General features: G+C 58.5%; 14 protein-coding genes and 1 tRNA gene. 10 read left to right on the forward strand and 5 right to left on the reverse strand.

Annotated elements, in window-relative coordinates; all coding sequences use genetic code 11:
* The first annotated feature begins 7 nt into the window (after nt 1–7).
* Entirely contained in the window at nt 8–538 is a 531-nt protein-coding gene (locus D0N36_RS12610; protein WP_116942014.1) for a DUF1573 domain-containing protein, read from the forward strand.
* Nucleotides 539–657: 119 nt separating this feature from the next.
* Here D0N36_RS12610 and D0N36_RS12615 read toward each other — a convergent pair whose 3' ends face one another.
* Together D0N36_RS12615 and D0N36_RS12620 are read right to left on the reverse strand one after the other, a co-directional pair.
* Nucleotides 658–1035: a DUF423 domain-containing protein gene (locus D0N36_RS12615; protein WP_116942016.1), complete on the reverse strand. Its 378-nt coding sequence runs from the start codon at nt 1033–1035 to the stop codon at nt 658–660.
* A 164-nt stretch (nt 1036–1199) separates the two neighbouring features.
* The gene (locus D0N36_RS12620; protein WP_116942018.1) at nt 1200–1865 is read right to left on the reverse strand and encodes a YggS family pyridoxal phosphate-dependent enzyme; all 666 of its coding nucleotides are present in this window, start codon (nt 1863–1865) and stop codon (nt 1200–1202) included.
* A 170-nt stretch (nt 1866–2035) separates the two neighbouring features.
* On the opposite strand from D0N36_RS12620, the gene D0N36_RS12625 reads away from it, so the two are divergent.
* The 6 genes from D0N36_RS12625 (at nt 2036) to cphA (ending at nt 8020) form a co-directional block, all read left to right on the forward strand.
* Entirely contained in the window at nt 2036–2350 is a 315-nt protein-coding gene (locus tag D0N36_RS12625; protein ID WP_116942020.1) for a hypothetical protein, read from the forward strand.
* The gene (locus D0N36_RS12630) at nt 2347–2751 is read left to right on the forward strand and encodes a putative toxin-antitoxin system toxin component, PIN family (RefSeq protein ID WP_116942022.1); all 405 of its coding nucleotides are present in this window, start codon (nt 2347–2349) and stop codon (nt 2749–2751) included. The genes D0N36_RS12625 and D0N36_RS12630 overlap by 4 nt, the downstream gene beginning before the upstream one ends.
* 184 nt (nt 2752–2935) lie before the next feature.
* Nucleotides 2936–4765, forward strand: coding sequence for a 30S ribosomal protein S1 (gene rpsA / locus D0N36_RS12635; RefSeq protein ID WP_116942024.1), 1830 nt, complete (start codon nt 2936–2938; stop codon nt 4763–4765).
* Between the two features lie 312 nt (nt 4766–5077).
* Nucleotides 5078–5148 (forward strand) — tRNA-Cys (locus tag D0N36_RS12640).
* A 230-nt stretch (nt 5149–5378) separates the two neighbouring features.
* The gene (locus D0N36_RS19665; protein WP_242478904.1) at nt 5379–5825 is read left to right on the forward strand and encodes a cyanophycin synthetase family protein; all 447 of its coding nucleotides are present in this window, start codon (nt 5379–5381) and stop codon (nt 5823–5825) included.
* Between the two features lie 32 nt (nt 5826–5857).
* Nucleotides 5858–8020: a cyanophycin synthetase gene (cphA, locus tag D0N36_RS12645; RefSeq protein ID WP_242478910.1), complete on the forward strand. Its 2163-nt coding sequence runs from the start codon at nt 5858–5860 to the stop codon at nt 8018–8020.
* A gap of 130 nt (nt 8021–8150) precedes the next feature.
* On the opposite strand, the gene D0N36_RS12650 is transcribed toward cphA, so the two are convergent.
* On the reverse strand, nt 8151–9098 hold the full coding sequence (locus D0N36_RS12650; protein WP_116942026.1) for a hypothetical protein: 948 nt from the start codon (nt 9096–9098) through the stop codon (nt 8151–8153).
* A gap of 113 nt (nt 9099–9211) precedes the next feature.
* On the opposite strand from D0N36_RS12650, the gene D0N36_RS12655 reads away from it, so the two are divergent.
* The gene (locus D0N36_RS12655; protein WP_116942028.1) at nt 9212–9829 is read left to right on the forward strand and encodes a methyltransferase domain-containing protein; all 618 of its coding nucleotides are present in this window, start codon (nt 9212–9214) and stop codon (nt 9827–9829) included.
* Nucleotides 9830–9879: 50 nt separating this feature from the next.
* Entirely contained in the window at nt 9880–10704 is an 825-nt protein-coding gene (kdsA, locus tag D0N36_RS12660) for a 3-deoxy-8-phosphooctulonate synthase (protein WP_116942030.1), read from the forward strand.
* Nucleotides 10705–10833: 129 nt separating this feature from the next.
* Here the strand turns inward: kdsA and D0N36_RS12665 are convergent, their stop codons facing one another.
* Together D0N36_RS12665 and apaG are read right to left on the reverse strand one after the other, a co-directional pair.
* Complete coding sequence (locus D0N36_RS12665; RefSeq protein ID WP_116942032.1) at nt 10834–11667, reverse strand: O-methyltransferase; 834 nt, start codon at nt 11665–11667, stop codon at nt 10834–10836.
* A 268-nt stretch (nt 11668–11935) separates the two neighbouring features.
* Nucleotides 11936–12322 (reverse strand): Co2+/Mg2+ efflux protein ApaG, encoded by a 387-nt coding sequence (apaG, locus tag D0N36_RS12670; RefSeq protein ID WP_116942034.1) that lies wholly within the window; start codon nt 12320–12322, stop codon nt 11936–11938.
* Between the two features lie 132 nt (nt 12323–12454).
* Between apaG and D0N36_RS12675 the strand changes: the two genes are divergently transcribed.
* Entirely contained in the window at nt 12455–13120 is a 666-nt protein-coding gene (locus D0N36_RS12675) for a uracil-DNA glycosylase (protein WP_116942035.1), read from the forward strand.
* The last annotated feature ends 82 nt before the right edge of the window (nt 13121–13202 follow it).

A 13202-nucleotide genomic window follows, 5' to 3' on the forward strand; every position in this document is an offset into this window, starting at 1 on the left:
TTTCCTTATGAAAAATGTTCTTTTTCTGGCTCTGTCGCTATCGGTGATGGGCTTGAGCGCTCAGGCGCAATCCATGAAGCCGGCCAACGCCCAGGCCAAAGTGGCGGGTCCGCAAATTCAGTTCGAGGAAACCAAGTACGAGTTTGGAGCCGTGAAAACCGGCGACGTGGTGGAACACGTCTTCAAATTCAAAAACGTGGGCACCCAGCCGCTGTTCATTTCCAACATCGGCGTTACCTGCGGCTGCACCACGCCCGAATGGACGCGTGAGCCCATTATGCCCGGCAAGTCGGGCACGGTGGTGGCCAAGTTCAACACGGCCGGCAAGTACGGCATGCAGAACAAGGTGCTCACCGTCGAATCGAACTCGGTGGGTGGCAACGCCATGGTGGCAATAATCGGAGATGTAAAGGAAGCCGGAGCTACCATGCAGGCCATGCCCGCCAGTGCCGAGTCGATGGTAGACCAGAATGCTGTTGACGGCAAGCAGAAATTGAAGATGGACGACAATAAAATCAAGGCTAAGAAGAAGTCGTAAGGCAAATTCTTGCAAACCAAAAAAGGCGCTTCCCCTCGCAGGGAAGCGCCTTTTTTGTGCGAGCTAAGCAGAGCCGCCAGAACGAAAGCTGACAGCTTAATCTATCAGCTCAGAAAAACCTACAGCTGCCGAGCCGCCAGCAGCAGCATAATCCAGCCGGCAATGAAGAGTACGCCGCCGATGGGCGTAACGGCCCCGAGCTTGGTGATGCCCGTCAGGCAGAGCACGTAGAGTGAGCCGCTGAAGACGAGGATGCCCCCCAGCCACAGCCACGCCACGGTGCTCAAGCTCTTGAGTTCGGGCCGCATCAGCAGCAGCAGCCCAATCCCCAGCAGCGCCAGCGTATGGAAGAACTGGTAGCGCACGGCCGTTTCAAAAGTCTCAAAGCGCCCGGCGGCCTCCAGGCTCTTGCGCAGCCCGTGCGCCGCGAAGGCCCCGATGCCCACGCTCAGAGCGCCCAGCAGCGCCGCCAGTTGAATAATGAGTCGAGCAGTCATAGTGTTTAGTTTTTGTGGGGATGTTGTTTCACTTTTAGAACGTCACGCAGAGCGTAGCGAAGCATCTCGCTTGCAATGGCGACTCTGCTATTTAGTGACCCCCGGAACGTCATCAAGCGAGATGCTTCGCTATGCTCTGCATGACGTTCCAACGAGACCAATGCCTACCGACGCCCAAAAATAGCGCTGCCTACCCGAACCAGGGTGCTGCCTTCGCGCACGGCCAGCGGATAGTCGGCGCTCATCCCCATCGACACCTCTTTAAACGTGGGCTCATCAGCGAAGTACAGGGCCTGAAGCTTGTCGAAGTAGCCGCGCAACTGCCGGAACTCGCGGCGCACCTGGTCCTCGTTGTCTGTGTTAGTGGCAATGCCCATCACGCCCGTCAGGCGCACATGGCGCAGGGCGCGGTACTCCTCGGAGCGCAGGATTTCCTCGGCTTCGGGTAGCGTGAGGCCGGTTTTGGTATCCTCGTCAGCAATCTGGAACTGCAGCAGGCCCTCGATTATCCGGTTATGCTTGGCGGCCTGCTTCTCCATTTCGAGCAGCAGCTTCAGGCTATCGACGCTCTGGATGGTGTGCACGAAGCCGGCAATGTACTTGACCTTGTTGGTCTGCAACTGCCCGATGAGGTGCCACTGCACGTCGGCAGGTAGCTGGGGCTGCTTGGTGGCCATTTCCTGGGCCCGGTTCTCGCCAAATAGCCGCCCGCCGGCGTCGTAGGCTTCCTGCAGCAGTTCTACGGGGTGGGTTTTGGTAACGGCCACCAGCCGGGCGTTGGTGCCAGCCAAGGTTTGCTCAATGTGGTTCAAGTTTTCGGCAATAGACATGTAGGCAAGTTCGGGGTTTCGGTGTGAAAGGAAGTCGGTGGGGATTGGCGGGTGTTCGGAAAGTTGCCGATCCGTAAGCAACCGAGTAGGCGGCGGTTGTGTTGGGGGTAGCTTATACAACGGGAAAGTCATAGATCGTCAGTATTCATGATAAGTGCGTAGATTCAACTATGAAAACCGTCCTTCTCACACTCCCCGATTCAGTTGGTCTCAATGCCGAGCAGTTGCAGAAGTTCTTACTGCAAAAGTTGGCGGAGCAGGAGGACCCTACGGTCCTTAAAGCATCAAATAAAGCAGAAGCGGAAATTACGGTTCCAGCGGTTGATGCCGACGAAATCCGCCATCTTGTGGGGCTGTATTACGCCGAAAAAGCCACGCGCTTAATAGACGACCTATGGGACCAGAATGGCTGGACGGCTGACACGATGCAGGATTGGGTGCGGGAGCATATGCGTACCCCCTATCAGCGTGAATCGGCAGCGTGAGAATCGTACTCGATACCAACGTCCTGCTGGCTAGTATCGGCCGAAGCTCGCCCTACAGGCGCGTTTTTACGGCCATTATACAGGGAGAAGTTGACCTACTGGTCAGCACAAGCATCTTGTTGGAATACGAAGAAATTTTAACCGCCCGCACTACTGCGCAAGTGGCCACCAGCGTAGTTCGGGCGCTGGCCAGCTTTCCGACAGTTCATCGCTACTATGTGTATTACGATTGGCGGCTGATTGCGGCCGACCCCGACGATGAAAAGTTCGTGGACTGCTATGTAGCCGGCGGCGGCGACTATCTGGTCACTAATGACCGTCACTTCGACGTACTAGCGGCAATCAGTTTCCCCAAAATCGAAGTGCTGTCGGCTGAACACTTCCTGCATATTCTGCGGTAAATTCCTTACGCCTTCTTTGCTGATTTAATGCGCTGAGTATGATTCTGTTTTTGAATCATAAGTCGTATCTTTGCGGCCCTGCCAGGGTGGCGGGCCGGCGCTTTAGCGTTGGGTATCAAGCAAAAACGCGTTCCGGAGGTGGGCCCTGCGCCGGACGTGTATATAAGGGCCACTGCAATACATCATGGCAGAACAAGCAGAATTAGTTGACAATTTCGACTGGGACAACGTGGACGCTAGCGGCTTCGGTGGTAACTATACCGCCGAGCAGCGTGCCGAAATGGAAGAGATGTACAGCGGTACACTCACCACGGTTCAGGAAGAAGAAGTAGTAACCGGCACCGTGGTGGGCATGACCGACCGCGACGTTATCCTGAACATCGGCTTCAAGTCCGATGGTCTGGTGCCCCTGTCGGAATTCCGCGACCTGCCCGACCTGAAGGCCGGTGACACCGTCGAGGTATTCATTGAGGAGCAGGAAAACGCCAACGGCCAGCTCATCCTGAGCCGCAAGAAAGCTAAAATCAAGCAGGCTTGGAAAGCCATCTACGACGCCCTGGAGAACGATTCCGTGCTCGAAGGCGTGGTGAAGCGTCGCACCAAAGGCGGCCTCATCATGGACCTCGACGGCGTAGAAGCCTTCCTGCCCGGCTCGCAGATTGACGTAAAGCCTATTCGCGACTTCGACATCTATGTGGGTCGCCGCATGGAAGTGAAAGTGGTGAAAATCAACGCCGCGTTCGACAACGTCGTGGTATCGCACAAAGTGCTCATCGAGAAAGACCTCGAGAAGCAGCGCGAAGCCATCCTCAACAACCTGGAGAAAGGCCAGATTCTGGAGGGCGTTATCAAGAACATGACCAACTTCGGTGTGTTCATCGACCTCGGCGGCGTCGACGGTCTGCTGCACATCACCGACATCTCGTGGGGCCGCATCGCTCACCCGAGCGAAGTATTGCAGCTCGACCAGAAGCTCAATATCGTTGTGCTTGACTTCGACGAAGCCAAGAAGCGTATCAGCCTCGGCCTGAAGCAGCTGACCCCGCATCCGTGGGATTCGCTGCCCGAGGACATGGGCGTAGGCACCAAGGTGAAGGGCCGCATCGTGAACGTAGCCGACTACGGCGCATTCATGGAAATTATCCCCGGCGTAGAGGGTCTGATCCACGTGTCGGAAATGAGCTGGAGTCAGCACCTGCGCAACCCGCAGGACTTCATCAAGCAGGGCGACGTAGTAGAGGCGCAGATTCTGACCCTCGACCGCGAAGACCGTAAGATGAGCCTCGGCATCAAGCAGCTCAGCGAAGACCCATGGACTCGTGGCGACTTCGCCGACAAGTACGCCATCGGTACCAACCACAACGGCCTCGTGCGTAACCTGACCAACTTCGGCCTGTTCGTAGAGCTGGAAGAGGGTGTGGATGGCCTCGTGCACGTTTCGGACCTGTCGTGGACCAAGAAGATCAAGCACCCATCCGAAATGGTGAAGGTGGGCGACCGTCTGGACGTGGTAGTACTGGAGCTGGACGTGAGCAACCGCCGCCTGGCCCTGGGCCACAAGCAGCTGGAGGAAAACCCTTGGGATACGTTCCAGACGGTGTTCACCCCCGGTTCGGTACACACGGCTACCATCATCGACAAGAACGACCGTGGTGCGGTGCTCGAGTTGCCTTACGGCATCGAGGGCTTCGCTTACCCCAAGTCGCTCCAGAAGGAGGATGGCTCGATGGCTGAGAACGGCGAATCGCTCGAATTCCGCGTGATTGAGTTCTCGAAGGACGACCGTCGCGTAGTGCTTTCGCACCAGGCTGTTTACAACAAGCAGGCTGAGGAAGAAGGCCGCGCTGCCAAGTTCGCCAAGAAGAAGCCGTCGGCTGGTGCCGCTGGTGCTGCTTCGCAGGGCGAAGGCAAGCTGAGCGACATGAAGAAGACCACCCCGGCCGAGAAATCGACCCTCGGTGACCTCGACGCCCTGTCGGCTCTGCGCGACAAGATGATGGACAACGAGTCGTAAGCCCTCCGGCTTATCGGCAAGTGAATAGGAGAGGCCCCGGCGCAAGTCGGGGCCTCTCTTTTTTGGATTATCGGTGAGGGAACGTCATTCAGAGCGCAGCGAAGAATCTCGCGTGTCGTCGTTGAAGCTCTTTGCAACATCAGCACGCGTCATTCTCCGCTGCGCGCTGAATGACGTTCTCCCTTAACCCCCGTTCCTTGAAAAAAGAAGCCACACGTCGCCAACGACTTACCCGCACCCGTCCTGAAAAAAGCACCTTCACTTTGGCACACGTCGGATTAAGCCGTATGTTTGCATCCTCAAAGCCCTCATGGTGACGTGACCGAGCGGCTAGGTAGAGGTCTGCAAAACCTCCTACGGCGGTTCGAATCCGCCCGTCACCTCTCTTTTTTGCTCATTGCCTGAACCCCGGTTGATTCGTTTCAATCGGGGTTTTTTGCGCCGACATGAAACCGGCGGGCAGCAGAGGCAATTAAGTTGGGGGCTGCCGTGCAGCTACTCCTTTTCGGAGCGGAATTTAGCGCCCCGGTTGTAGTTAACCCGTGCATTATCCTTACATTCCGTTCCTGCGTAGAACGCGCACCAACTCGTCTTCTCTCTTCTCTTTCTCTTTATGAAAATTGTGAACCTGCGCACTATGCGCGGCCCCAGCTTCTGGTCTGTTAAGCATTACCGTTTGATTGTAATGAAAGTGGATTTGGAGGGTCTGGCCGACAAATGGTCGAGCAGCATTCCGGCGCTGGCCGAGCAGCTACCCCGGCTGCTGCCCCGGCTGACCGATGCGCCACCCTCCGACGCGGATAAGGCTATACTAAAGAAACCCCCGCTTACCGCCGAGCAGCTCACCGACGGCGAACCACTGGGCTACGTGCTGCAGCACGTTGCCCTGGCCCTGCAGCGCACGGCCGGCATGCCCGTGTTCTGGGGCAAGTCGTACCCGGCCGAGCACGAGCCGGGGGTGGAGTTTGTGGTGTTTGCTTACCAGGAAGAGCGGGCGGGCCGCATGGCTGCCGAGGCCGCCGTGCAGCTCGTTGATGATATCTGCCAGGCCGGCCAGTAAGCATCGAGCGCACGATTGAGGAGCTGCACGAAATCCGGGAAGAAGAGTTCTTCGGACCCAGTACCTGGAGCATCGTATCGGAGGCTGCCTCGCGCAACATCCCGTACATCCAGCTTAAAAACAGCAGCATCATTCAGTTGGGCTATGGCGTCAACCAGAAGCGCATCTGGGCTACTACCACCAGCTACACCAGCCATGCCAGCGTGGAGGTAGCCGGCAATAAAAACCGCACCAAGGCCATGCTCGACGCGGCCGGCGTGCCTGTTCCCAACGGCACCACCGTGTATTCGGAAGACGAATTGCGTGAGGCCATTGAGGAGCTGGGCTTCCCGATCGTCACCAAACCGCTCAATGGCAACCACGGTCGCGGGGCCACCATTGGTATTAAGAGCTGGGTGGAAGCCGTAGAAGGCTTTAAAGCTGCCCGTGAGCACTCGCGGGCCGTAATTGTAGAGCAACTGGTGCAGGGCCACGACTTCCGGCTGCTGGTGGTAAACGGCAAGCTGATTGCCGCTGCCAGGCGCACCCCGGCCGCCGTAACCGGCGACGGCCAGCACACCATTCAGCAGCTGATTGACAAAGTAAACGAAGACCCGCGCCGGGGGGTAGGCCACGAGAAAGTGCTTACCAGCATCAAGGCCGACCAGCACACCCAGGACCTACTGCTCACCCAAAGCCTGACGCTGGATTCGGTGCTGCCTGCCGGGCAGGAGCTGTACCTGAAAACCACGGCCAATATCAGCACTGGCGGCACGGCCACCGATGTAACCGACCTGGTGCACCCGTACAACGTGCTGATGGCCGAGCGCGTGGCCGGCATCGTGGGCCTCGATATCTGCGGCATCGATCTGCTGACTTCCGATATTGCCATTCCGCTAAACGAAACCCGCGGCGCAGTTATCGAAGTAAATGCTGCCCCCGGCTTCCGGATGCACATCTCGCCCACCCAGGGGCTGGCCCGCAACGTGGCTGCTCCGGTTGTCGACATGCTGTTTCCGGCAGGTAGCAAATCCCGGATTCCGATTTTTGCCGTTACGGGCACCAATGGTAAAACCACCACTACGCTGCTGCTGGCGCACATTGTAGCTGCCAAAGGCTATAAAGTGGGCCACACTACCACCAACGGCATCTACATACAGGGAGTGCAGCTGCAGAGCGGCGACTGTACCGGCGGCCAGAGTGCCGAGTTTGTACTGAAGGACCCTACGGTAAACTTCGCGGTCCTCGAAACGGCCCGCGGCGGCATGCTGCGCTCGGGCCTGGGTTTCCACACCTGCGACGTGGCCATTGTAACCAATGTAGCCGCCGACCACCTGGGCATGCGTGATATTTACACCGTGGAGGATATGGCGGCCGTGAAGGGCGTGCTGCCGCGCACGGTGCGCAAAAACGGCTGGGCTGTACTCAACGCCGACGACGACCTGGTGTATGCCATGCGTGAAAAGCTCGACTGCCGGGTGGCCCTGTTTAGTATGAACGAGCACAGCCCCCGCATTCGTGAGCACGCCGAGCATGGCGGGCTGGCCGCGGTGTACGAGGAAGGATATATTTCCATCTATAAAAACAGCTACAAACTGCGCATCGATCGGGCGGCAGAGTTCCCGGTCACGTTTGGTGGACGGGCAACCTTCAACATCGAAAACGCCATGGCCGCTGCTTTGGCCTGTTACTGCTACGGATTCGAAAAGGACGAAATCAAGCAGGCACTCCGCACGTTTGTGCCTTCGGGCGTGAAAACGCCGGGCCGAATGAACGTGTACAAGTTCCCGCAGTTCGAGGTGATTGTGGACTATGCCCACAATGCCCACGGTATGGAGAAGTTTGCCCAGTTTCTGGAAGCCACCGAAGCCACCCACAAAGTAGGGGTGATTTCGGGCCTCGGCGACCGGCGCGACGAAGACACGCTGGCGTTTGCCCGGATTGTGGGCCGTGTGTTCGATGAGGTAGTGTTGCGCCAGGACCGCGACCTACGCGGTAAAACGGCTGAGGAGCTGCGCGAGCTGATGACGGAGGGCCTGCGCCTCGACGCCCCCGATATTATCATCACCTACATCGAAAACGAGATGGAAGCCATGGACCACGTGCTGCATACTGCCCGGCCCGGTTCGCTGATAGCCATGTTCACCGAAGACATCAAATCGACGCTGCAGAAGCTCGACGAGTTTGAGGCGCAGATTGCCACGAACCACGGATAAGCCACCCCGGACTTCCCGGATTCTGTAGTCAAAAAAAGAGCCGCCTCGTTAGGGGCGGCTCTTTTTTTGACTACGCGTCTGGCTCGGAGTTGACAACCGGGCCAGTTACAACGCTTGTAATTCGGTAGTGCTACTTAAGCGTGAAGGTGGTTTTGCCAATCAGCACGCCGCCTTCATATAGCTCAACGGTGTGCAGGCCGGTTTTGTAGGCTGCTCCCTTGGCGTAGGTGAATTGCACCGGCTGGCGGGTGTTGTCGTACACGATGTCCTGCTTGGCAGTATAGAATGCCTCGGAGCCGTCAATCATGAACGTGCCACCGCCGGTGCTCAGGTTGTAGAGCGCGGCGCCATCAGGCTCAATCAGGCGCATCATGATTTCCTTGGTTTCCTTCGGCGACACATCGTTGCGGGCCAGGTTAAAGGTTACCTTGACTTTCTCTACCCGCTTGGCCTTGAACTCGTTATCGGTGTCTTCTTTTTCCTTGTCGCGGCTGTTAACCACGTTAACGCGGATGTTCTCAGCCTGCAGGCGCGAGGCCACGGCCACCTTCTGGCTCAGTTCCTGGTTGGAGCGCACTACCGACGAAATAGTATCGGTCAGCTTGTTCTGGCGCTCTTTAAGGGTGGTGGTTTCGGTGTAAAGCGCTTCGTTGTCGGCCTTAAGCTGGACGATTTCCTCGTCTTTCTTGCGCAGCTGGGTTTCAAAGTTGGCAGCCCGCTGCTTGAAGCGACGCTGTTCGGATACGCTAAAGCTGCTGGCCCGGAAGGAGCGGAGCTTGAGCAGGTCGGAGTTGATCTGGGCCAGCTTGGCTACCAGCGAGTCGTTGGCGAGGCCCATGCCCTGCACTTCCTGGCTCTGGCGCTCATAATCGGCTTTCAGCGACTCGTACTGCTTGATCTGGTCTTCGAGCTTGGCGTCCTTGCTCACCACATCGGCCTGAAGCATTTCGTTCTGCTTGCTCTTCTGCTGGTTCATGTAGAACAGAAAGCCATTGATGCCCAGCAGCACCAGAACGAGGGCCCCAATCAATAGCAGACGGTTATTGTTCTTCGGTTCGGGGCTCTGATCTTGTTCCATAGAGAAAGGGGTTTGGTGGAGGTCCAGACAGTCCGGACGCGGTAGTACCTTTAAGGCAAGAATAACCGAGTTTGGTACCCCGGCAAGTGCCGAAGGTACAACCCCGCCACGAAATGCAGCCTGTCCCGTCTCTTGATACCGCCTACTGGCAGCAGCGCTACGAAATCGGCCAGACTGGCTGGGATGCGGGGGGGATAACGCCCCCGCTGCGCGAATATTTCAATCAGTTGGGTCCGCCCGACTCGCGGCGCATCCTCATTCCGGGGGCCGGCCGCGGCTACGAGGCCGAATACCTGCACCGCGCCGGCTGGCCCGGGGTGTTCGTAGCCGACCTCGCCCCGGCGGCCCTGGAGGCCCTGCAGGCCCGCGTACCCGGCTTCCCGGCGGCCCATCTGCTGCTGGCCGACTTCTTTGCCCTGGAACCTGCTCCGCCTTTCGACCTCATCGTGGAGCAAACCTTCTTCTGCGCCCTCGACCCCGCCCTGCGGCCCGCCTACACCCGCCAGTGCGCCCGGCTGCTGCGGCCCGGCGGTACGCTTATGGGCCTGCTCTTCGATACCGAGTTTGCCCAGGCCGGCCCGCCCTTCGGCGGCTCGCGCGAGGAGTACCGGGCCTACTTCGAGCCCTGGTTCGATTTCGGGCACTTCGCTGCCGCCACCAACTCGCTGCCGCCCCGCCAGGGCCGGGAGCTGTTTATCTGTTTGAAAAGGAAGGCAACGCTGCCCGAATAGCTGAACAAACCAGTTCTCCTTACTCTCTCCGTCCTTAAATATCCAAGCTCATGCTAGAAGCCCTTGCCAACGTACTGCCGCACTTCCGTAATACCAATTCCGGTCAGTTTTTTCTGATGGCCGGCCCCTGCGTGATTGAGGGCGAGGATATGGCGCTGCGCATTGCCGAGCGCATCCAGCATATCACCGACAAGCTCCAGATTCCCTTCATCTTCAAAGGCTCTTACCGCAAGGCCAACCGCTCGCGCCTCGATTCCTACACTGGTATTGGCGACGAAAAAGCCCTGCGCATCTTGCAGAAAGTAAGCCGCGAAATCGGCGTGCCCACGGTCACCGATATCCACGAGTCGGGTGAGGCTGCCATGGCCGCCGAGTACGTGGATGTGCTGCAGATTCCGGCTTTCCTGTGCCGGCAGACCGATTTGCTGGTGGCCGCCGCCCAAACCGGCAAAGTGGTAAACGTGAAGAAAGGCCAGTTTCTGAACGGCGAGGCCATGCAGTTCGCGGTAGACAAAGTGCGCCAGTCGGGCAACGACAACGTGCTATTGACCGACCGCGGCAACTCGTTCGGCTACTCCGATCTGGTGGTCGATTTTCGTAACCTGCCCGCCATGCGTGCCTTCGGCGTGCCCGTTATCATGGATGTCACGCACTCGTTGCAGCGCCCCAACCAGAGCAGCGGCGTAACGGGCGGCCAACCCGCGCTCATCGAAACCATTGCCAAAGCCGCCATTGCCGTGGGCGCCGATGGCCTGTTCATCGAAACCCACCCCACGCCCGCCACTGCCAAATCCGACGGTGCCAATATGCTGCCCCTCGATCAGCTGGAAGATCTGCTGGTGAAACTGACGCGGGTGCGGGAGGCGGTTCGTTGAGTGGTCAATGAAAGAACGTCATTCTGAGCGCAGCGAAGAATCTCGCGTGAATCGTTGAACGGTTGCTACAACGTCAGCACGTGAGATTCTTCGCTGCGCTCAGAATGACGTTCTTCCCCTAACCCCTCATCAAGCCCCAAAAACCCGAGTGCGCTCCAGCAGCTTGTCCAGTAGGTTATCGAAGCGCAGGGTGAAATGCTGGCGGGGCAGGCTGGGGCGGAAGAAAACGAGGCCGATGTAGAACAGGTCGACGGTGAGCGTGACCTCGGGGTGCTGGCGGATGGCCTCCCAGGCCCGTTCCATTTCGGCCGACCAGTGAATATCGTCGAGTACGAAGACACTATTGGCAGTGCGGTGGGCATTGAGCTGCTCGAAATAGCGCAGGGTGGGCTCGTAGCGGTGGTTGCCATCGAAGAAGGCAAAATCGACCGGCGCAGGCAGGGCAGCCAGGGCAGGAGCAAGAGTATCATCGAGGTTGCCTTCGATAAGCGCGACGTTTTTGGCCCCCACGGCCTCGAACGTTTGGCGGGCCACGGCGGCCGTAGCGGGGCAGCCCTCGAAGGTGAGCACCCGGGCCCGCGAGTCGGCCAGGGCCAAATAGGCGGTGGTGAGGCCCAGCGAAGTGCCCAACTCCACCACGGTGCGGGGCCGGTAGTGGTCGACGAGTCGGAACAGCAGCTGCCCCAGCTTGGGCGGTTTGGCGGCGGTACGGGCAATGTCGCGCAGGCGGCGCGTGCGGCTTGCTCCGGCCACCCGCGAGCCGGCCCCGAAGTCGCGTACTATAATAGCAGTGCCGTCGGCGAGCAGGGCGGCGCGGCGGGCCTCTACGGCCTCGTAGGCAGCAAACCGGCCCGAATGGTTGACGACGTGCGCATACAGCCCGAATACGAAGGGCGAGTGTAGCCCGTGGGCATTGCCCGAGCGCCCCCAAAAACGGAGGTAGCTAAGAATCTGGAAAAGCAAAGCGCGGTTGCGGAGAATTGGGTTGAAGCCGGAAAGGTAGAAACCGATTAGTTGATGAGCGCGTGGGGGCGGGGCTTAGCTGCGCTGTCCTTCGGTTGCCCCCGCCCGCCACTCGTACCATTCCAACGATTTCGTTCAGCGGCGCAGGGGTGGAGGCCGGCCCCGCCCCGGCGCCGTTCTGCAAACCAATACACCTTCCAAAGCCCCTAATTCACAAAAAAGCCGCCCGAAGGCGGCTGTAGGTATTTCAGAAACAGCGCTGAAAGTGCTAGTTCAGGCGGTAGGGTACGATGAGCGTAAACTCCGGAATTTCAACATCGAACTCGCTGCCGTCCATTATGCGCTCCATCTGATAGGTGCCCCGCATCTTGCCCACGCCCGATTTCAGGTTGCAGCCCGACACGTACTGGTGCGATTCGCCGGGTTCGAGTACCGGCTGCTGGCCTACCACGCCTTCGCCTTCTACCTCGCGCACCACACCGTTGGCATCCGAAATAAACCAGTGGCGGCGCAACAGCTTCACGGTATATTCGCTGTTGTTGCGAATATCAATTTTGTAGGCAAAAACGTAATGCTCCTGACCGGGGCTCGAATAGTCGGGCAGATAGTTGGTAGTAACGCTGACGGTTACGCCCTGAGTGGTGGTCGTATTCATAACAACGGAGTTCCAAAGGAGAAAAAAGCTAACAGCACGGACCCGGGTTTGGTTTACTTCCTTGCTTCTACGCAGTCCGGGCTGCCAATACCGTCTCAAACTAACACAAACTAACAAATAATACTGGTTCGTATGTCGGTTAAGATTGAAGAAAGCTGGCGGCAGGTGCTGGCCCCCGAATTCGGCAAACCCTATTTCCAGCACCTGATTGCCTTTGTGAAGGGCGAATATGCCACGGCCGAAGTGTTTCCGCCCGGTCCCCAAATTTTCCACGCCTTCGAGGCCTGTCCGTTTGATAAGCTGAAAGTGGTGATTCTGGGCCAGGACCCCTACCACGGCCGGGGGCAGGCCCACGGCCTGAGCTTCTCGGTGGCCGAGGGCATACGCACGCCACCTTCACTCCAAAACGTGTTCAAGGAACTAGCCACCGATTTGCCCGCTACGGCCCCGGCCCCCAACGGCAACCTCGACCGGTGGGCCCAGCAGGGGGTCCTGTTGCTCAATGCCACGCTCACGGTGCGCGCCAAGGAGCCCGCCAGCCACCAGAAAAAAGGCTGGGAGCAGTTCACCGACGCCGTCATTCAAGCCATTTCCGACCAGAAGGAGCACGTCGTGTTCATCCTCTGGGGGGCCTCAGCCCTGAAAAAGGGCGAAGTCATTGATGCCCGCAAGCACCTCGTGCTCAAGGCCGCCCACCCTTCGCCCTACGCCGCCGACCGGGGCTTTTTCGGCAGCCGCCCCTTCAGCCAGACCAACGCCTACCTGGAACAGCACGGCCAGCAGCCCATCCAGTGGTAAATCACAGAGGTTGCAGACGAAAAAAATGCCGTTCGGTGGCGAATTAGTGCTGATTTCAGCGGCTAACCGAAATACAAAAGCA

Origin of the sequence: Hymenobacter lapidiphilus (genome assembly GCF_003417065.2) — a bacterium.
Classification (GTDB): Bacteria; Bacteroidota; Bacteroidia; order Cytophagales; family Hymenobacteraceae; genus Hymenobacter.